At 71.3% G+C, this 19,588-nt stretch carries 17 protein-coding genes; 9 read left to right on the top strand and 8 right to left on the bottom strand.

All coding sequences use genetic code 11. The features are described from left to right. Positions 1-39: 39 nt before the first annotated feature. Positions 40-2,274 carry a transglycosylase domain-containing protein gene (locus OG245_RS24650; RefSeq protein WP_371625623.1) on the bottom strand — a complete coding sequence of 745 codons (2,235 nt, stop codon included), beginning with the start codon at positions 2,272-2,274 and terminating at the stop codon, positions 40-42. A gap of 239 nt (positions 2,275-2,513) precedes the next feature. Here OG245_RS24650 and OG245_RS24645 point away from each other — a divergent pair, with 239 nt between their 5' ends. The 5 genes from OG245_RS24645 to OG245_RS24625 all read left to right on the top strand — a co-directional run bounded on the left by OG245_RS24645 (position 2,514) and on the right by OG245_RS24625 (position 7,482). After that, positions 2,514-3,485 carry an SPFH domain-containing protein gene (locus OG245_RS24645; RefSeq protein WP_371625622.1) on the top strand — a complete coding sequence of 324 codons (972 nt, stop codon included), beginning with the start codon at positions 2,514-2,516 and terminating at the stop codon, positions 3,483-3,485. Then, positions 3,482-3,802, top strand: coding sequence for a hypothetical protein (locus OG245_RS24640; protein ID WP_371625621.1), 321 nt, complete (start codon positions 3,482-3,484; stop codon positions 3,800-3,802). Before OG245_RS24645 ends, OG245_RS24640 begins: the two co-directional genes overlap by 4 nt. 88 nt (positions 3,803-3,890) lie before the next feature. Further along, positions 3,891-4,415 (top strand): PadR family transcriptional regulator, encoded by a 525-nt coding sequence (locus OG245_RS24635; protein WP_371625620.1) that lies wholly within the window; start codon positions 3,891-3,893, stop codon positions 4,413-4,415. Continuing rightward, a complete protein-coding gene (locus OG245_RS24630) occupies positions 4,412-5,098 on the top strand; it encodes an ABC transporter ATP-binding protein (protein WP_371625619.1) in 687 nt (228 codons plus the stop codon). Before OG245_RS24635 ends, OG245_RS24630 begins: the two co-directional genes overlap by 4 nt. Next, positions 5,095-7,482 (top strand): FtsX-like permease family protein, encoded by a 2,388-nt coding sequence (locus OG245_RS24625; protein ID WP_371625618.1) that lies wholly within the window; start codon positions 5,095-5,097, stop codon positions 7,480-7,482. Before OG245_RS24630 ends, OG245_RS24625 begins: the two co-directional genes overlap by 4 nt. Before the next feature lie 78 nt (positions 7,483-7,560). Here OG245_RS24625 and OG245_RS24620 read toward each other — a convergent pair whose 3' ends face one another. Further along, the gene (locus OG245_RS24620) at positions 7,561-8,547 is read right to left on the bottom strand and encodes a LysR substrate-binding domain-containing protein (protein WP_371625617.1); all 987 of its coding nucleotides are present in this window, start codon (positions 8,545-8,547) and stop codon (positions 7,561-7,563) included. Between the two features lie 133 nt (positions 8,548-8,680). Here OG245_RS24620 and OG245_RS24615 point away from each other — a divergent pair, with 133 nt between their 5' ends. Together OG245_RS24615 and OG245_RS24610 are read left to right on the top strand one after the other, a co-directional pair. Next, on the top strand, positions 8,681-9,235 hold the full coding sequence (locus OG245_RS24615) for a peroxiredoxin (RefSeq protein ID WP_073957802.1): 555 nt from the start codon (positions 8,681-8,683) through the stop codon (positions 9,233-9,235). Positions 9,236-9,247: 12 nt separating this feature from the next. Beyond that, positions 9,248-9,781: an alkyl hydroperoxide reductase gene (locus OG245_RS24610; protein WP_371625616.1), complete on the top strand. Its 534-nt coding sequence runs from the start codon at positions 9,248-9,250 to the stop codon at positions 9,779-9,781. A gap of 76 nt (positions 9,782-9,857) precedes the next feature. On the opposite strand, the gene OG245_RS24605 is transcribed toward OG245_RS24610, so the two are convergent. The 4 genes from OG245_RS24605 to OG245_RS24590 all read right to left on the bottom strand — a co-directional run bounded on the left by OG245_RS24605 (position 9,858) and on the right by OG245_RS24590 (position 15,025). Further along, entirely contained in the window at positions 9,858-11,273 is a 1,416-nt protein-coding gene (locus OG245_RS24605) for an AI-2E family transporter (protein ID WP_371625615.1), read from the bottom strand. Positions 11,274-11,437: 164 nt separating this feature from the next. After that, on the bottom strand, positions 11,438-12,160 hold the full coding sequence (locus tag OG245_RS24600) for a transglycosylase SLT domain-containing protein (protein WP_371625614.1): 723 nt from the start codon (positions 12,158-12,160) through the stop codon (positions 11,438-11,440). 388 nt (positions 12,161-12,548) lie between these two features. Beyond that, positions 12,549-13,871, bottom strand: coding sequence for a PhoH family protein (locus OG245_RS24595; RefSeq protein ID WP_371625613.1), 1,323 nt, complete (start codon positions 13,869-13,871; stop codon positions 12,549-12,551). A gap of 392 nt (positions 13,872-14,263) precedes the next feature. Beyond that, complete coding sequence (locus tag OG245_RS24590) at positions 14,264-15,025, bottom strand: isoprenyl transferase (RefSeq protein ID WP_073741104.1); 762 nt, start codon at positions 15,023-15,025, stop codon at positions 14,264-14,266. A gap of 263 nt (positions 15,026-15,288) precedes the next feature. On the opposite strand from OG245_RS24590, the gene mgrA reads away from it, so the two are divergent. After that, complete coding sequence (mgrA, locus tag OG245_RS24585) at positions 15,289-16,338, top strand: L-glyceraldehyde 3-phosphate reductase (RefSeq protein ID WP_371625612.1); 1,050 nt, start codon at positions 15,289-15,291, stop codon at positions 16,336-16,338. 429 nt (positions 16,339-16,767) lie between these two features. Then, positions 16,768-17,958, top strand: a complete 1,191-nt coding sequence (locus OG245_RS24580; RefSeq protein WP_371625611.1) for a winged helix DNA-binding domain-containing protein — start codon at positions 16,768-16,770, stop codon at positions 17,956-17,958. A gap of 119 nt (positions 17,959-18,077) precedes the next feature. On the opposite strand, the gene OG245_RS24575 is transcribed toward OG245_RS24580, so the two are convergent. Together OG245_RS24575 and OG245_RS24570 are read right to left on the bottom strand one after the other, a co-directional pair. Then, the gene (locus OG245_RS24575; protein WP_371625610.1) at positions 18,078-18,524 is read right to left on the bottom strand and encodes a hypothetical protein; all 447 of its coding nucleotides are present in this window, start codon (positions 18,522-18,524) and stop codon (positions 18,078-18,080) included. A 148-nt stretch (positions 18,525-18,672) separates the two neighbouring features. After that, positions 18,673-19,500, bottom strand: a complete 828-nt coding sequence (locus OG245_RS24570; protein ID WP_371625609.1) for a class I SAM-dependent methyltransferase — start codon at positions 19,498-19,500, stop codon at positions 18,673-18,675. Between the last annotated feature and the right edge of the window lie 88 nt (positions 19,501-19,588).

Raw genomic sequence — 19,588 nt, 5'->3', positions numbered from 1 at the left:
GGCGGGCCCGCGGGCCCGCCCCCTCCTGTCGTCACGGCCTCACTGCGGGGCCACTCCGTTGCCCCCCGGCCGTTCGCCCGGCTGGCCGTCGTCGTCCCCGGGCAGCGGCGGGATCTCCGGACTCGTGGGGGGCGTGGTGGGCGGCGTGCTGGTGGGCGGAGGCGGCGTCGACGACGACGGGGTGTCGCTGGGCGTCCCGCTCGGCGTGTCCTCGGACGGCGAGTCCGACGGGGTGGGGTCCTTCGACGGGGTGGGATCCTCGGACGGGGTGTCGGACGGCGCCGGCGGGGCGGGCACCTCGCCGCGCTCCACGTCCTGGAGGTCGAACGTCTTGCCGGACCCGCCGCCGAGGGCGCCGAGGGTGTAGTCGGCCCAGATCCTGGCCGGGAAGCCACTGCCGCTGGCGCGGCCGGAGTTGGCCGTGCCGGTCAGGGAGACCTGCTTGCGGCCGCCGTCGCCCTCGCCGAAGAGGGCCACGACCGTGGTCAGCTCCGGGGTGTACCCGGCGAACCAGGCCGACTTGTTGTCCTCGGAGGTGCCGGTCTTGGCCGCCGCGTCGTAGGCGGGGCTGTTGGCCGCGCCGCCGGAACCGGCGTCGACGACCCCGGTGAGCCCCTTGGTCACGGTGTCGGCCGAGGCGCGGCTGATGACCTGCTCCCGCTTGGGCTTCTCGGCGGTCACCGTGCGGTCGCGGTGCTCGGCGGACTGGAGGATGTGCGGGGTGACCTTCCGGCCGTGGTTGTCGAGCGTGGCGTAGACGCCGGCCATGTCCCAGGTCGAGGCGTTCATGGTGCCGAGGGTGACGGCGGGGCGCTCGGGGAAGTTCTTGTCCGGTACGCCGAGGGCGAGCGCGGTCTCCTTCACGGCGGCGGGCGTCACGTCCACGATCATCTGCGCGAAGACGGAGTTGACCGAGCTGTTCAGGGCCTTCTGGACGGAGACCGGGCCATAGCTGCGGTCGTCCTGGTTCTGCGGGGCGAACGGGGTGTCGCTGCCGACGACGGGCCGCTTGCTGGTGCCGTCGTAGACGGTGTTGAGCCCGATCAGGCTGCCGTCCTGCGTCTTCGACTCGTTCTCCAGGGCCGAGGCGAGCACCAGCGGCTTGAAGGTGGAGGCGGGCTGGTAGTCCTGGCGGGTGGCGTTGCTGATGTAGTGCTTGATGTAGTCCTCGCCGCCGTACAGGGCGACGACCTTGCCGCTCTTCGGGTCGACGGAGGTGGCGCCGGCCTGGACGGTGGCGTCGATCTTGTTGCCCTCGCGGTCGAGCTTGGACTCCAGCTGGTCGTCCACCGACTTCTCCAGCGCCTTCTGGCGCTTCTTGTCGACGGTGAGGGTGAAGGTCCAGCCGCCGGCCTCGCGGTCCGCGGCGGAGACGCCCTGCTTCTCCAGCTCCTTGTTGGCGGCCTCGACCAGATAGCCGGCCTGGCCCTCCATGCCCTGGGCGGGCTTGGGCTTCTGGGGGAAGGGGAACTCCAGGCCGGCCTTCTCGGACTCGGTCAGCCACTTCATCTCGACCATGTTGCGCAGGGTGTAGGCCCAGCGCTCCTTGACCAGCTTCTTGCCGGTGTCGGTCGCGGTGTTCCAGTCGTACTGGCTGGGGGCCTGGAGGAGGGAGGCGAGGTAGGCGCCCTGGGAGACGTTCAGGTCCTTGGCGTCGACGCCGTAGTACGCCTGGGCGGCGGCCTGGATGCCGCTCGCGCCGCGCCCGTAGTAGGCGGTGTTGATGTACCCGGCGAGGATCTTCTCCTTGGACTCCTGCTGGTCGACCTTGAGCGAGATCACCAGTTCCTTGAGCTTGCGGCTCACGGTGGGGTCCTGCGTCAGGTAGAAGTTCTTCACGTACTGCTGGGTGATGGTCGAGCCACCCTGCTTGCCCTTGCCGCTGACGGTGTTGAGGAGGGCGCGGGTGGTGCCCTTCAGGTCGACGCCCTGGTCCTTGTAGAAGGACTTGTTCTCGGCGGCGACGAAGGCGTGCTGGACCTTCTCGGGCACCTCGTCCAGGTCGACGATCTGGCGGTTGACGCCCTTGCCGGTCCGGGCTAGGACCGAGCCGTCGCTGTACTTGTAGACGTTGCTCTGCCGCTCCGCCATGGCGTTGGCGGCGGGGACGTCGACGTACACGTAGAGCGCCCCGAAGGCCCCCATGCCCAGCAGGACGATCCCGAAGAACGCACCCAGCAGCTTCTTCCACGTGAAGAGTCTGCGTATGCCGCCGCTCTTCTGGCCCCTGCGCGACTCCCGCGCCTGGGCTCGTCGCGCATCCGCTCGACCCATTGGTGTGTTGCTCCCGCTTCTCTGCTCGACCGGCTCGATCGGTTTCCTCAGTTCGCTCAGACCTGCCAGCTAACACCGCCGACGGGGACAAAAGACAAGCGATCCGGTCTTTTACGGACGTGAGAATCAGCACCCGTTCCCTAGGAACCGACTCCCCAGAGGTGGACAAGGTTGCGAAAACCATTAATGTGTAATCACATTGCTAGCGCGGTGCGATACCGCGCCGAACGGGGGATCCCATGACCGCACAGCACGACGACCACCGCCCGGGCACACCCTCGACCGACCTCCCCGTCGACACCCCGGACATGCCCGCACCGCAGGTCAGGGAGGTCACGGCACACTCCATCCCGGGCGGCGTCGGCCTGCTCCTGACCGTGGTCGGGGTGCTCGCCGGGGTCGGCCTCGCCATCGTCGGCGGCGTGATCGGGGCCGGCGGGAACAACGCGGTCGGCGTCCCTCTCCTCATCTTCGGGGTGCTCTTCGTGATCACCTCGTTCTTCTGCATGAGCGGTGTGAAGATGGTCGCTCCGGGCGAGGCCCGGGTGATCCAGCTCTTCGGCCGGTACGTCGGCACCATCCGCACCGACGGGCTCCGCTGGATCAACCCGCTGACCTCCAGCCGCAAGATCTCCACCCGCGTCCGCAACCACGAGACCGCCGTCCTCAAGGTCAACGACGCCTACGGCAACCCGATCGAGCTGGCCTCGATCGTCGTCTGGAAGGTCGAGGACACCGCCCAGGCGCTCTTCGAGGTCGACGACTTCCGGGAGTTCGTCGCCACCCAGACCGAGGCGGCGGTGCGCCACATCGCCATCGAGTACCCGTACGACGCCCACGAGGAGGACGGCCTCTCCCTGCGCGGCAACGCGGAGGAGATCACCGAGAAGCTGGCCGTCGAGCTGACCGCCCGGGTGAAGGCGGCGGGCGTCCTGATCATCGAATCGCGCTTCAGCCACCTCGCGTACGCCCCCGAGATCGCCTCCGCCATGCTCCAGCGCCAGCAGGCCGGAGCGGTCGTCGCGGCCCGCCAGCTGATCGTGGAGGGCGCGGTGGGCATGGTCGAGATGGCCCTGGACCGGATCGCCGAGCAGGACATCGTGGAGCTGGACTCCGAACGGAAGGCGGCCATGGTCAGCAATCTGATGGTGGTGCTGTGCGGTGACCGCGCGGCCCAGCCGGTCCTCAACACGGGCTCCCTCTACCAGTGACCGACCAGACGCCTCCCCGGCGGACACCGGCGTCCCGGTCGCGGCAGCGCAAGCAGATGCTGCTGCGGCTGGACCCCGCGGTGCACGACGCACTCGCCCGCTGGGCCTCCGACGAACTGCGCAGCGCCAACGCGCAGATCGAGTTCCTGCTGCGGCGGGCGCTCGCGGAGGCGGGCCGGCTGCCGGGGGCCGCGCGCCCGATCGCCCGCCGGGGGCGGCCGCCCAGACAGCCGCCGGAGGAGCCGGGAACCCCGCCGAAGCCCGGGGCCGGCACCCCGCGCCCTCCCCCCGGAGACGGCGTCCAGGACAGCTCGTAGCACCGCGACCCCGGCCCTCCTCATGGGCCGGGGTCGCTTTCCGGACGTGTATACACGGCAGGTATACACACCGTGTACAGTGCTGCTCATGTCTATCGGTCACACCCTCCTCGGGCTCCTGGAGTCCGGCCCCCGACACGGCTACGACCTGAAGCGGACCTTCGACGAGAAGTTCGGCCAGGACCGCCCGCTCCACTACGGCCAGGTCTACTCGACGATGTCCCGGCTCCTGAAGAACGGGCTCGTCGAGGTCGACGGCGTCGAGAGCGAAGGAGGACCCGAGCGCAAGCGGTACGCCATCACCGACGCCGGGATCACCGATGTCTCGCACTGGCTGGCCCAGCCGGAGAAGCCGGAGCCCTACCTCCAGTCGACGCTCTACACCAAGGTCGTCCTGGCGCTCCTGACCGGTCGCAGCGCGGCCGATCTGCTGGACACCCAGCGCTCGGCGCACCTGCGGATGATGCGCGTGCTCACCGACCGCAAGCGCAAGGGCGACCTCGCCGACCAACTGATCTGCGACCACGCCCTGTTCCACCTGGAAGCCGATCTGCGCTGGCTGGAACTGACCTCTGCCCGTCTCGGGCAGCTCGCCAAGGTGGTGGCTCCGTGATTCCCGAAGGCTCCCTTCTCGCCGCGAACGATCTGCGCAAGACCTACGGCTCGACACCCGCCCTGGACGGCGCGTCGTTCTCCGTGCACCCCGGCGAGGTCGTCGCCGTGATGGGCCCCTCCGGCTCCGGCAAGTCGACGCTGCTGCACTGCCTGGCCGGGATCATCACGCCCGACTCCGGCACCATCACCTACGCGGGCCGCGAGCTGTCCGCGATGTCGGACGCCGAGCGCAGCGCCCTGCGGCGCAGCGACTTCGGCTTCGTCTTCCAGTTCGGCCAGCTCGTCCCGGAGCTGACCTGTGTGGAGAACGTCGCGCTGCCGCTGCGGCTGAGCGGCGTCAAGCGCAAGGCCGCCGAGCGCACCGCCCTGGAGTGGATGGAGCGCCTGGAGGTCGACGACCTCGGGGCCAAGCGCCCCGGCGAGGTCTCCGGCGGGCAGGGCCAGCGGGTCGCCGTGGCCCGTGCGCTGGCGGGGTCGCCGAAGGTGATCTTCGCCGACGAGCCGACCGGTGCGCTGGACTCCCTCAACGGCGAGCGGGTGATGGAGCTGCTCACCGAGGCCGCCCGCTCCGCCAACGTCGCCGTGGTCCTGGTGACCCACGAGGCCCGCGTCGCCGCCTACTCCGACCGTGACATCACCGTGCGCGACGGCCGGGCCCGCGACATGGAGCACGCCGTATGACGCTGCTCGAAGAGAAGCAGGCCGTGGCACCGCCGCGTCCGCCAGCGCCCGCGCGGGGCGCGGTGACCCTCCGCGACCTCGGCCTCGGCATCCGGTTCGCCGCCGCAGGCGGCCGCGAGGGCTGGATCCGTACGCTGCTGACCGCCGTCGGCGTCGGCCTCGGCGTCGCGCTGCTGCTGCTCGCCTCCTCCGTACCGCATCTGCTCGACGAGCGGAGCGCGCGCGAGCAGGCCCGCAGCGAGTCCCGGATCTCCGCGTTCTCCGACGCGAACGCCCCGAAGTCGGACAGCTCGGTGCTGCGGATCGATACGTCCACCGAGTACCACGACCGGACCGTCGCGGGCTATCTGATGCGCCCCGACGGCTCGACGCCCGTCCTCCCGCCGGGGGTCGAGCGCTTCCCCGCGCCGGACACGATGGTCGTCTCCCCCGCACTGCGGGAGCTGCTCGACGAGCCGGGCAACGAGCTGCTGCGGGATCGGCTCCCGTACAGGATCACCGGCACGGTCGGCGATGCCGGGCTGCTCTCCCCCGGTGAACTCCTCTACTACGCGGGCAGCGACGCCCTGACGCCGGCCAACGGCGGCCACCGGATCGCCGCGTACGGGGACGACCGCCAGGGCATCCCCCTCCCGCCCCTGCTGATCGTGCTCGTCATCATGGTCTGCGTCGTGCTGCTGGCGCCGGTCGCGATCTTCATCGCCACCGCCGTGCGCTTCGGCGGCGACCGGCGCGACCGGCGGCTGGCCGCGCTGCGCCTGGTCGGCGCGGACATCCGGACGACCCGGCGGATCGCCGCCGGGGAGGCGCTGTTCGGCGCGCTGCTCGGGCTGCTGTTCGGCCTGGTGTTCTTCCTGGTGGGCCGGCAGTTCGTCGGCGCGGTGGAGATCTGGGACGTCAGCGCGTTCCCGGCCGACCTGGCGCCGGACCTCCGGCTGGCGTCGCTGATCGCGGTGGCCGTGCCGCTGACGGCCGTCCTGGTCACCCTGGTGGCGATGCGGTCCGTGGTGATCGAGCCGCTCGGCGTCGTGCGCCGGGGACGTGAGCGGGGACGCCGCCTGTGGTGGCGGCTGCCGGTGCCGCTGGCGGGTCTCGTGGTGCTCGCGCTCTGGGGCCGGGTCGAGGAGTACGCCCCGGTGAACCCGTTCCCGATCACCGCGGGCGCCGTGCTGGTGCTGTTCGGGCTCGCCCTGCTGCTGCCCTGGCTGGTCGAGGCCTGTGTGAACCGGCTGCGCGGCGGCCCGGTGCCGTGGCAGCTCGCGACCCGCAGGCTCCAGTTGAGCAGCGGGGCCGCGTCCCGCGCGGTCAGCGGGGTCACCGTGGCGGTGGCGGGGGCGATCGCCCTCCAGATGATGTTCGCCTCGATGAACGCCGACTTCAACCGGATGACGGGCGCGGACCCCCTCCGGGCCCAGTTCGCCGGGTACTCCGAGAACGTCACGGGCGAGGGGGCCACCGCGGCCATCGAGCAGTTCCGCGCGACCACGGGCGTGGAGGTGGTCATCGGCTCGGTGGAGGCGTACGCGTCCAAGCCCGGCACGTACGCCGAGGACGAGGTCCAGCCCACCACCTCCCTGACCGTCGGCACCTGCGAGACCCTGCGCGAGCTGGCCCGGATCGGCGCCTGCGAGGACGGCGACACCTTCGTCGTCCACCCGGAGAACGACAAGGACATGACCGCCTGGGTCGACGAGACCGCACGCAAGGGCGAGGTGGTCGAGATCGGCTCCGGGGAGAAGCCCCTGCGGTGGACGCTGCCCGCCGGCTCCCGGACCGTGACGGGCCGCACCGACCCGATGGGCGACCCCCACTGGGGGATCATGGCCACGATCGGCGCGGTCGACGCGGACAAGCTGCCCGGGGCGACGATCACCACCCAGATCCGGGTCGACCGGAGTGTGCCGGACGTCGCCGAGTACGTACGCAACACGGCGGCCAGGATCGACCCGGGGATGCGCTTCGTCACGATCGACTCGGTGGAACGCGACCGCCAGTACGCCAGCATCCAGACCGGGCTCCAGGTGGGCGCGAGCGCGGTGCTGCTGCTGATCGCCCTGTCGATGCTGGTCTCCCAGCTGGAGCAGTTGCGTGAGCGCAAGCGGCTGTTGTCGGTGCTGGTGGCCTTCGGCACCCGGCGCTCCACGCTCGGCTGGTCGGTGCTGTGGCAGACGGCCGTGCCGGTGGTGCTCGGTCTGGTGGTGGCGGTCGCGGGCGGTCTGGGCCTCGGGGCGACGCTCGTCCACCTGATCGAGAAGGAGGTCTCCGACTGGTGGCTGTTCTGGCCGGTGACGGGGGTCGGGGGCGCGCTGATCCTGCTGGTCACCCTGTTGTCGCTGCCGCCGCTGTGGCGCATGATGCGCCCGGACGGACTGCGCACCGAGTGAGACCCGCACGACCCGCGTAGAGCCGGGGCCCCTGGGAACAGGGGCCCCGGTCCGCGTTCCGCGCGAGGGCGGCGCGCTCTACGGGCCCTCCGCCACCAGCCGCACCGGCAGCGGCCGCATCGCCTCGCGCAGGGCGGCCGCGAACTCCTCGAACTCGCCGCCCCGCGCCGACCCGGTCCGCATCGCCAGCGCCACCCGCCGGGTGGGTGCCGGGTCCGCGAAGTATCCGGTGGCCAGCGCCTCGTTGCGGCCGGTCTCCACCGTCACCGCGGTCCGGGGCAGCAGCGTCACCCCGAGCCCGCCGGCCACCAACTGCACCAGGGTGGAGAGCCCGGCGGCGGTCGTGGTCACCGGGGCGCCCTCGGTGCGGCCCGCCTCGCGGCAGATGTCCAGCGCCTGGTCGCGCAGGCAGTGCCCCTCGTCCAGGAGCAGCAGCGGCAGTTCGCGCAGCGCGTCGCGCGGGATGTCCACCCGGCCGCCGAGCCAGTGGTCCTGCTCCATGACCAGCACGAAGTCCTCGTCGAAGAGCGGGATCTCGGTGACGCCCGGCACCCCGAGCGGCACGGCGAGCAGGAGCAGGTCGAGCCGCCCGGCGGCGAGACCCTCCAGCAGCGAGGAGGTCTGTTCCTCGTGGACCTGGAGGTCGAGGTCCACGTACCGCTCGTGGACGAGGCGGAGCACGGTGGGCAGCAGATACGGGGCGACGGTCGGGATCACGCCGAGCCGGAGCACTCCGGTGAACGGGGCCCGGACCGCCTCCGCCTCCTCCATCAGCGCGGCGACGGCCTCCAGCACCGCCCCGGCCCGCACCGCGAGCCGCTCCCCCGCGGGCGAGAGCAGCACCTTGCGCGTCGTACGCTCGATGAGCTGGACACCCAGTGCCTCCTCCAGGGTGGACACCGCTCCGGAGAGTGCGGGCTGACTCATCCCGATTGCTGCCGCGGCGTCCCGGAAGTGCAGATGCTCCGCCACGGCCGTGAAGGCGCGCAGCTGCGACAGGCTGGGCTGTTTGGCGGCCGACCTACCGGACTGCTTGGGGCGTATGCCCTGATTACCCTGGCCCACTGATAGGCACCTCCGATCATCTCGACCGAGTGTAGCTATTTCCGCGATCAATGCACTCTGTGCCAAGGTGGAACTCGTCCAACCCTCAGGAACGCCCCCAAAAGGGGAATTCCAGACGTTGCAAGGAGAGCGCGTGCTCACTGTCGGTGACAAGTTCCCCGAGTTCGACCTGACTGCTTGTGTCTCGCTGGAGAGCGGCAAGGAGTTCGAGCAGATCAACCACAAGACCTACGAGGGCAAGTGGAAGATCGTCTTCGCGTGGCCGAAGGACTTCACCTTCGTGTGCCCCACCGAGATCGCCGCCTTCGGCAAGCTGAACGAGGAGTTCCTGGACCGCGACGCCCAGGTCCTCGGCTTCTCCGGTGACTCCGAGTTCGTGCACCACGCCTGGCGCAAGGACCACCCGGACCTGACCGACCTGCCCTTCCCGATGCTGGCCGACTCGAAGCACGAGCTCATGCGTGACCTCGGCATCGAGGGCGAGGACGGCTTCGCCCAGCGCGCCGTCTTCATCGTCGACCAGAACAACGAGATCCAGTTCACGATGGTGACCGCCGGTTCCGTGGGCCGTAACCCCAAGGAGGTCCTGCGGGTCCTCGACGCCCTGCAGACCGACGAGCTGTGCCCGTGCAACTGGACCAAGGGCGAGAACACCCTCGACCCGGTCGCGCTCCTCTCGGGCGAGTGAGCTGATACCGACATGGCTCTCGACGAACTGAAGTCCGCCATACCGGACTTCGCCAAGGACCTGAAGCTCAACCTCGGCTCGGTCATCGGCAACAGCGACCTCCCGCGGCAGCAGCTGTGGGGCACCGTGCTGGCCTGCGCGATCGCCTCGCGTTCGCCGAAGGTGCTGCGCGAGCTGGAGCCCGAGGCGAAGGCCAACCTCTCCGCCGAGGCGTACACCGCGGCGAAGTCGGCGGCCGCGATCATGGCGATGAACAACGTCTTCTACCGGACCCGGCACCTGCTGTCGGACCCGGAGTACGGCACGCTCCGCGCGGGCCTGCGGATGAACGTCATCGGCAACCCGGGCGTGGAGAAGGTCGACTTCGAGCTGTGGTCGCTCGCCGTCTCCGCGATCAACGGCTGTGGCCAGTGCCTGGACTCCCACGAGCAGGTGCTGCGCAAGGCCGGCGTGGACCGTGAGACCATTCAGGAAGCCGTCAAGGTCGCTTCGGTGATCCAGGCGGTCGGTGTGACCCTCGACGCCGAGGCCGTACTCGCCGAGTAGTGACACCGCACCACCCCTGATACGAGAAGAGCCCCGAGGACGACCGACCGTCCCCGGGGCTCTTCTTTTCGTATGCCTACTCCTGCGGAGGCTTGTTCTCCCGCGCGGATTCGCCCTGAGGGTCCTGCGGCTCCGGTGGCGCCGGGGCCGGCCCCGCGTCCGCCGGCCCCGCGTGCGCCGGCCCCGCGTGCGCCGGGCTCATCGACAGGGCGGTGGCCCCGTGGTGGCCGCCCCGCTCGCCCGGCTCCCCGTACGAGCGCAGATAGCCGACCACCGTGTTGATCACGGCGACCAGCGGTACGGCGACCACCGCGCCGCCGATGCCCGCGACCAGGCCGCCGGTCGCCACCGCGAGGACCACCGCGAGCGGATGCACCCGGACGGCGCGGCCGAGGATGAACGGCTGGAGGATGTGACCCTCGATCTGCTGCACCGCCAGGACCACCACCAGCGCCCACAGCGCGGTCCACACCCCCTCGGTGACCAGGGCGACGACCACGGCGAGCGCCCCGGAGACGACGGCGCCGACGAGCGGGATGAAGGCGAACAGGAAGATGAAGACGGCCAGCGGCACCGCGAGCGGCACGTTGAGGACGTAGAGGCCGAACCCGATGAAGATGGCGTCGATCAGGGCGACGAGCACCGTGCCGCGCACGTACGCGGTCAGGGTGCGCCAGGCGCGCGGACCGGCGCCGGCGACCCCGGGGCGGGCCGCGGCGGGCACCAGCTTCAGCGACCACTCCCAGATGCGCCGGCCGTCGTAGAGCAGGAACAGCGTGGAGAACATCGCCAGCAGCAGCCCGGTGAGGAACTCCACCATCACGGTGACGCCCTGGAGCCCGGCGGAGGTGATCTCCTCGGTGTTGGTGCCGATGGTGTCGTTGAGGTTCTTGGCGATGTCGTTGATCTGCGACTCGGTGACGTGGAAGGGGCTGTCGAGCGCCCACCGCTTCAACTCGTCGATGCCGTCGCGGACCCGGTCGGAGAGCGTGTCGAGGTTCTCCATCACCTGCCACACCACGAACCAGCCGACCAGGCCGATGATGACGAACCCGAGGACGGCGGTCACGGCGGTGGCGAGCCCGTGGGGCAGCCCGAACCGCTTGAGCCGGACCACGGTCGGCTGGAGCATCGCGGTGACGAGCAGCGCGGCGGCGAAGGCCAGCACCACGAGCTGGACCGCGCTGATCACCCGCATCAGCACCCAGAGCGTCCCCGCCAGGACGAGGAGACGCCAGCCGGCCTCGGCGGCGACCCGCATCCCCCACGGGATCGCCGCCACCGGATCCGGCTTGGCGGCGACCGAGGGAGCGTACGAGGGCGGCGCGGGCACCTGTCCGGTGCCGTCGTCCTCCGGGGCGGCGGGGGCCCCGCGCACCGCGCGGGGGTCATCGTCCTCGGCGGCGGCACGCGCCCGCCGCTCGTCCAGTCGCGCGCCCAGCTCCGTCAGTTCGGAGCCGAAGCGGCCCAGCCAGCCCGGTAGTTTCGACATGCCTGCTTTCCTTCCCCCATCTTCGCGTCCCAGCGCTCCGCGGCGTTTCCCCACGCCCCCGGGCCGCCAGGATGCGACCGTACACGCGCGAGGCCCCTCACCGTCCGGACGGTGAGGGGCCTCGCGAGGTTGAGAGGGCGGTCCGTGGACTTCGCCCGCTCCCCCTAATACCAGTTGTTGGCCTGCCAGAAGGACCAGGCGCCGCACGGGCTGCCGTAACGGCCGTCCATGTAGCTGAGGCCCCACTTGATCTGGGTGGCCGGGTTGGTCTGCCAGTCGGCGCCGGCGGACGACATCTTGTGACCCGGGAGCGCCTGCATCAGACCGTACGCCCCGGAGGACGGGTTGGTCGCGCGGTAGTTCCAGGTCGACTCGTGGTTCACGATGTTGCTGAAGCACTGGAACTGGTCCGCGGGGACCATCTGACGGGCCATCGCCTGGACGTCGGCCACGCTGTAGGAGCCCTGTGCGGAGAACGAGGCGGCGTCGCGGACGGAAGAACGGCTGGCGCGCTCGGCGTCTTCCTTCTCCTTCTTCTTCTGCTGCTCCGCCTTGCGCTCGGCCTCGACCCGGTCCTCGGCGGCCTGCTTCTTGGACTTGGCGTCCTTGGCGGCCTGGAGGCGCGCCGATTCCTCGGCCGACTTCTTCGCGGCGGCGTCGGCGGCGGATGCCTGGGCATCGGCCTGCTGCGTCAGCGAAGCGGTCTGGACCTGGGCCTGCTGGCCCGCGGGGATGTCTGCGAGCAGCGTGGTGTCGGCTGCGGCCGCCTCGAAGTTGTTGTCGTCGACGGCAGGAGTGCCGCCCGCAGCAACGCCTACGACGGCGCCAACGGTGGTGACCGCGGTGGCGGATGCCACGGCGAACCCCCGGACCGAGATCCGGCTCACATGATGTCCTTCCAGCATCGCCCGCTTAGGTGACCTCGCGGGCGCGTTCGTGCCCCTGGCACTGGCCTCCCTACTGCGTGGGTCACGGGAGGCACGGGCCCGATGGACAACCCCGGTGAGGGGCTGCCGCGTGGTACTCGCGGGCGGCATACGGGCGTCTCGTGTTGAGTTGTGTGGTGCGTGGCGCCTCTGGAGGTGCCCAAGTGCCGTATGCGGGGCCTGACGGAAGCAAGACTCTGCCGGACGGGAGCGCCGGGAGGCAATTCTGTCTCGCGTGGGAAAGGTCACACCCCGTTTGGCCCTCCCGTTTTTCGGAAATGACGGCGCAGCACAATGCCGCCCGGCTAGGCTCCTTGGCTCGCCGGGCGGCATCAAAGGGACATGCGCGTCAGATGTGGCCTTCCTCCAGCATTTCGGTCACCAGCGCGGCGATCTGCGAACGCTCCGACCGCGTGAGCGTGACGTGGGCGAACAGCGGATGGCCCTTCAGTTTCTCGACGACGGCGACGATTCCGTCGTACCGGCCGACCCGGAGGTTGTCCCGCTGGGCCACGTCGTGGGTGAGCACGACACGCGAATTCGCCCCGATCCGGGACAACACGGTCAGCAGGACGTTCCGTTCGAGCGACTGGGCCTCGTCGACGATCACGAACGCGTCGTGCAGGGACCGGCCGCGGATGTGGGTGAGCGGCAGGATCTCCAGCATCCCGCGGCCGAGCACCTCCTCGATGACCTCGCGCCCGGCGACCGCCGAGAGCGTGTCGAAGACCGCCTGCGCCCAGGGGCTCATCTTCTCGGCCTCGCTGCCGGGGAGATAGCCGAGCTCCTGCCCGCCCACCGCGTACAGCGGGCGGAAGACCATCACCTTCTTGTGCTGCTGGCGCTCCAGCACCGCCTCCAGGCCCGCGCAGAGGGCCAGCGCCGACTTGCCGGTGCCGGCCCGGCCGCCCAGCGACACGATGCCGACGTCGGCGTCGAGGAGGAGGTCGAGGGCGATCCGCTGCTCGGCGCTGCGCCCGTGGATGCCGAAGGCCTCCCGGTCGCCCCGCACGAGCCGTACGTTGCCCTCGGCCGTCACCCGGCCGAGCGCCTTGCCGCGCTCGGACTGGAGGACCAGGCCGGTGTGCACGGGCAGTTCGGCGGCCTCGGGGACGTACAGCGTCTCCTCGGCGAACAGCAGGTCGATCTGTTCCCCGGCGAGGGACAGCTCGCTCATGCCGGTCCAGCCGGAGTCCGTGATGGCGAGCTCCGCGCGGTACTCCTCGGCGAGGAGGCCCACGGAGGATGCCTTGATACGGAGCGGCAGGTCCTTGGAGACGACCGTGACGTCGTACCCCTCGGCCTGGAGGTTGCGTGCGACCGCGAGGATCCGTGAGTCGTTGTCCCCCAACCGGTAGCCGGCGGGCAGGACGCCGGGATCGGAGTGGTTGAGCTCGACACGGAGCGACCCGCCCAGATCCCCGAGCGGGATCGGGGCGTCCAGCCGGCCGTACCGGACCCGGAAGTCGTCCAGCAGCCGCAGGGCCTGCCGGGCGAAGTAGCCGAGCTCGGGGTGATGCCGTTTGGCCTCCAGTTCCGTGACCACCACGATCGGCAGCACGACTTCGTGCTCGTCGAAGCGGGCCATGGCACCGGGATCGGCCAGCAGGACGCTGGTGTCGAGAACGTATGTGCGCCGGTCGGGCATGCGGCGCTTGCTGCTGGTCACCACGGAAGGACGTACCCCCTCGGACGAGGTCGGGGAGTGCGACGGACGGTCGCGGAGCTTCCCGAAGGGAGAGGACGGACCGGGATCGGGCCCCTGTGCGCGGGCCGGACCACGGCCACCGCGTCGGCCGCAGACTGTCTACGGTCCTTCGTGTGCAAAGGGCCTCCCGGGCGAGCGGGCTGGGTGCCGCTCACTTGGATGCGACATCCGCCTGGTTGATGACCGGACGTCGACCTGACAGGGGTATTCCCTTTTCCGCGCGAAGCCATGCCGCCGCATATGACACGGTGCGGAGAAGTCCCGGTGGACGCGCGGTGACCCCCTGACATACGCGATGGCTCCCCTATATAGGGGAGCCATCGGCGAACGCGGGCAGGGGGGTGTTTCAGGACACCTCAGGCGCCGTAGCGGCGGTGGCGGGCGGCGTAGTCGCGCAGCGCCCGGAGGAAGTCGACCTTGCGGAAGGCCGGCCAGAAGACCTCGCAGAAGTAGTACTCCGAGTGGGCGCTCTGCCAGAGCATGAAGCCCGAGAGCCGCTGCTCGCCGCTCGTCCGGATCACCAGGTCGGGGTCGGGCTGGCCCCGCGTGTAGAGGTGCTCGGAGATCAGGTCGGTGGAGACGACCTCGGCCAGCTCCTCGAAGGTCGTGCCCTTCTCCGAGTGCTCCAGGAGCAGGGAGCGCACCGCGTCCGCGATCTCCTGGCGGCCGCCGTAGCCGACCGCGACATTGACGATTATCCCGTCGATGTCGGAGGTCGCCTCCTGGGCCTCCTTGAGCACCGACTGCGTCTCCGGCGGAAGCAGGTCGAGCGTGCCGACGTGGTGGACGCGCCAGCGCCCGTCCGCCGCGAGGTTGCGCACGGTGTTCTCGATGATGCCGAGCAGCGGCTTCAGCTCGTGCTCGGGCCGGTCGAAGTTGTCCGTGGACAGCATCCAGAGGGTGACGACCTCGACGTCGGTCTCGCTGCACCAGCCGAGCAGCTCGGAGATCTTGTCCGCGCCGGCCTGGTGGCCCTGCACGGCCGAGCCGCCGGACGCCTTGGCCCAGCGCCGGTTGCCGTCGAGGATGACCCCGATGTGCTTCGGCACCTGGTCGTGGTCCAGGCGGCCTCCCACCCGGCGCGCGTAGAGCCTGTACACCAGGTCGCGGAAGTTCACTGCGTTCACCCTCTCGGTTCCGTACGGGCCCGGGGCCCGCCCTCCCCGTCGCCGGGGGTCCGGGGGCCGTCCCCCCGCAGGGGATCGCTGCACGGTCTGCGCCGCCCGCACGATCCCTCGGCGGTCCGCGCCCCTACCACTGGCACGGCCGCGCGGGCCTTCGCCGCGCCGCACATCGGCATTCCCCGAAGCCGCCACATTACTGCGATCGGGTCACGGGGGCCCAACCCGGTCTGTCACAACTCCGTGATAAGGAATGAAACGTGACTGATTACCTCTCCCCCGACCTCGCCTACCGCGCCGCCGGTTCGCGCTACGACTCCATGGAGTACCGCCGGACCGGGCGCAGCGGCCTCAAGCTCCCCGCCCTCTCGCTGGGCCTGTGGCACAACTTCGGCGACGACCGGGCCCTGGACTCCCAGCGGGCGATCCTGCGCCGCGCCTTCGATCTCGGGGTCACCCACTTCGACCTGGCCAACAACTACGGCCCGCCGCCCGGCTCGGCCGAGCTGAACTTCGGCAAGCTCTTCGCCCAGGACTTCACCCCGTACCGTGATGAACTGGTCATTTCTACCAAGGCCGGTTATCTGATGCACCCCGGCCCGTACGGCGAGTGGGGCTCCCGGAAGTACCTGCTCTCCTCGCTCGACGCCTCCCTGAAGCGGATGGGCCTCGACTACGTCGACGTCTTCTACTCGCACCGCTTCGACCCGCACACCCCGCTGGAGGAGACGATGGGCGCCCTGGCGTCCGCCGTCCAGCAGGGCAAGGCGCTGTACGTGGGCGTCTCCTCGTACACCGCGGAGCAGACCGCCGAGGCGGCCGGGCTGCTCAGGGAGATGGGCGTGCCGGCGCTGATCCACCAGCCCTCGTACTCCATGATCAACCGCTGGATCGAGGACGACGGGCTGCTCGACACCCTGGAGGCGGCCGGAATGGGCTGCATCTCCTTCGTGCCGCTCGCCCAGGGCCTGCTCACGAACAAGTACCTGAAGGGCATTCCGGAGGGCTCGCGCGCCACCCAGGGCAAGTCCCTCGACCCGGGCCTGCTCTCCGACGAGGTCGTCCGCCGGCTCAACGGCCTCGACGACATCGCCCGGGGCCGCGGCCAGTCGCTCGCCCAGCTCGCCATCGCGTGGGTGCTGCGGGACAGCCGGATGACCTCGGCGCTGATCGGCGCGTCGAGCGTGAAGCAGCTGGAGGAGAACGTGGCGGCCCTCGCGGGCCCGGCGCTGACCGCCGACGAGCTGAAGGAGATCGACGCCTTCGCCGTGGACACCGCGGGCACGAACATCTGGGCCGGCCGCAGCTGACGCCGGGTCGGCGCTGACGCCGGCTCAATGCTGACGCCGGCTCGACGGGGCTTGCGGGCGAGGTGGACGGGAGCGCCCGGGGCGGCACGGCAGCGCCGGCATCGGCCCACAAAAAACGGGCCGGTCCGTGGGGGGGATACGGACCGGCCCGAGGGGGGGTTTCCACCATAACCCTTCGTAAGTGCTGCCGCGTGCCGCGCCACTCCACCATTACTCTCCGAATTCGCCGGACTGCGTTCCGGACAGGGCGGCGGACGCCGGTCGAGCGCCCGGTCCCGACCCCGGTACGGCCCCCTGGATCGGCCCGGGATCGGTCTGGCATCGGCCCGGTACAGGCCCCGGTATCGAGGGGGCGCGGTACGGCGTCGGCTTGACGCCTCCGGGCGGTACAGGACGGAACCTGACCTCTGTGGGCTCTAGGTTCGAGGCATGACGACACGATCCCGTGCGACAGCGACAGCGACCGTGAGCTGGACCGGGGCGAACGCCCGGAGGCTGGCCCGCCAGCACCTCCACCGCCCGGATGCCGCCGCCGGCGCGTCTCCCGTCGCCTCCCCCGGCGCGGCGGTGGCCGCGATGCTCGGCGCGCACGCCCAGGTGCTGTCGGCGGCCGAGCTGTCCGTGGGGCTGCGCGGGGACGGACTGACCCGCACGGACGTCCGTACGGCCCTGTGGACCGACCGGACCCTGGTCAAGACGTTCGGACCGCGCGGCACGGTCCACCTGCTGCCCGCCGCCGACCTGCCCCTGTGGACCGGGGCCCTGTCCGCCGTGCCGACGGGTACGAACCCCTTCCCCAAGGACGCCCGGATGACTCCGGACCAGGTGGAGGCGGTCGTCGCGGCCGTCGCGGACGCGCTGACCGGGGCGGAGCTCACGATCGACGAGCTCTCGGATGAGGTCGTCGCACGGACCGGGCCGTGGGCCGGGGACCTGGTGATGCCCGGATTCCGGACGATGTGGCCGCGCTGGCGGCAGGTCCTGCACCTGGCCGGCCACCGGGGCGCGCTGGCCTACGCCCCGAACCGGGGGCGGAAGGCGACGTACACCAACCCCGGGTGCACCCCGCTGCCCGGCCCCGGGGCACTGGCCGCACTGATCGAGCGGTACCTGCGCGCGTACGGTCCGGCCACCCCCGCCCACTTCGCCCGCTGGCTCGCCGCGCCGAAGACCTGGGCGGCCGAGCGGTTCGCCGCCCTGGCGGCGGCGGGGGCCATCGAGGAGGTCGCCTTCGCGGACGAGGGCCCGGCGTGGGTGGCAGCGGGCGACACGGACTTCCCGGCCTCACCGGTGCGCGGCGTGCGCCTGCTCCCGTACTTCGACGCGTTCGCCATCGCCTCCCAGCCCCGCGCGCGGCTGTTCCCGGGGGCGGCGTACGAGCGGGCCCTCGCGGGCGGGCAGGCGGGGAACTTCCCGGTGCTGCTGGTGGACGGGGTGGTGGCAGGCGTCTGGCACCTGCGCCGCTCGGGCCGCCGGATCGCGGTGACGGTGGAGCCGTTGGAGCCCCTGCCCCCGGCCGCGCTGCGGGCGCTCCGGGAGCAGGTGGAGCGGGTCGCCGCGATCATGGAGGGGACGGCGGAACCGACGGTCGGCCCGGTGGCGGTGGGGCCGCACGCTTAGGGGCCGGGCTCGTGGGCCAGAGGGCCGGGCTCGTGGGCCAGGGGCCGGGCTCGTGGGCCAGAGGGCCGGGCTCGTGGGCCAGAGGGCCGGGCTCGTGGGTCAGGGGCCGGACTCGTGGGTCAGGGGCCGGGCTCGAAGCGGATCGCCATCGTGTCTCCGGCGACCACCACGAAATCCCCCTCCTCGCACCGGATGACCGCCCGGAGCACCTCCCCGCCGGAGTCCCTCAGCTCCTGGGTGCCCACGACCGTCCACGCGCCCCCGTAGGGCACCGGCGGGAGCAGGGCGGGCGGGGCGTGCTGCCATCGGCTCGCCGGTACGCACCAGTCGGGCAGGCTCGGCCAGGCGCCCGGGGTGACGTGCAGTGTCCGGTCGGAGGCGCAGGTCAGCAGGACGGACTGGTCGTCCGAGAGAACGAACTCGACGGCCTCCGGCTCGCCCGCCCGGCCCTCGGGCCGGTAGTAGACGCCGAGGACGGCGATGATCCTGGCCCCCGTGAGCCAGTCGGCGTTGCCCTGCCGCGCACGCCCGGCAGGCGCCGCGCAGTCTCCCCTCTCCACGGTCATGACCGCTCCCCCTCCTGCGCTGTGCCCTGCGCTGTGCGCGCGTCCCGTCGAGTAGGACGGCCGGCCGCACGATCCCGTTGCCTCCGGATCAAGCCTGAACTGGCGTACGGAGTAAGCCGGTTGACCGGAGCGTGCCTATCGGCCGCCGTCACCGGGGCTTGCGGGCCTCGATCAGGAAGCGGGCCGTGCGGGCGTGGAACGGCCCTTCCGCCTCGATCTGCCGGTGCAGTGCGGCCAGTCGGGGCCGGTACTGCTCGACGGTGAAGCCGGGCACCATCCAGATCACCTTGCGCAGGAAGTAGACCACCGCGCCGATGTCGCGGAACTCGGTGCGCAGCGTCTCGGAGCGCAGGTCCACCACGTCGAGACCGGCCGCCGTGGCGGCGGCCCGCGCGTCCTCGGGGTGGCGGCCGCGCCGGACCTCGGGCGGCTGGGGGCCGAGGAAGTACTCGACGAGTTCGAAGACACTGGCCGGGCCGACCTGCTGCGAGAAGTACGTGCCGCCGGGAGCGAGCACCCGCGCGATCTCCTCCCACCACGTGGTGACCGGATGGCGGCTGACCACGAGGTCGAAGGCGGCGTCCCCGAAGGGCAGCGGCGGCTCGTCCGCGTCGGCGACGACGACCGCCCCGAGCGGGTGCAGCAGGGCGGTGGCACGGGCGATGTTGGGCGGCCAGGCCTCCGTGGCCACGGTGACCGGCGGGAGCTTCGGCGCGGCGGCCAGGACCTCGCCGCCCCCGGTCTGGAGGTCGAGCGCGGCGTGGGCCCGGCCGAGCCGGTCGGCCATCGCGCGTGCGTACCCCCAGGAGGGGCGCTCCTCGGTGGCCCGGCCCTCCAGCCAGGAGAAGTCCCACCCGTCCACGGACACGGCGTCGGCCTCGGCGACGAGGGCCTCGAACCGGTCGCGGGAGGCCGCGGAGTCGAAGGGGAGGGGCGCGGGGGCGGGGCCGGGAGCGGGTGTGGATGGTTCGGACATACGGGAATCGTGTCAGGGGGGCCCGGGGCGCGCGAATGGATTCCGCGCGTGCGCGCGCTCCGGGCGGGCGTGCGCGGGCGGGCCCGCG

The organism is Streptomyces sp. NBC_01116 (assembly GCF_041435495.1).
Classification (GTDB): domain Bacteria; phylum Actinomycetota; class Actinomycetes; order Streptomycetales; family Streptomycetaceae; genus Streptomyces.
Note: the sequence above shows the minus strand (reverse complement) of the source record. Positions and strands in the feature narration are given on the sequence as shown.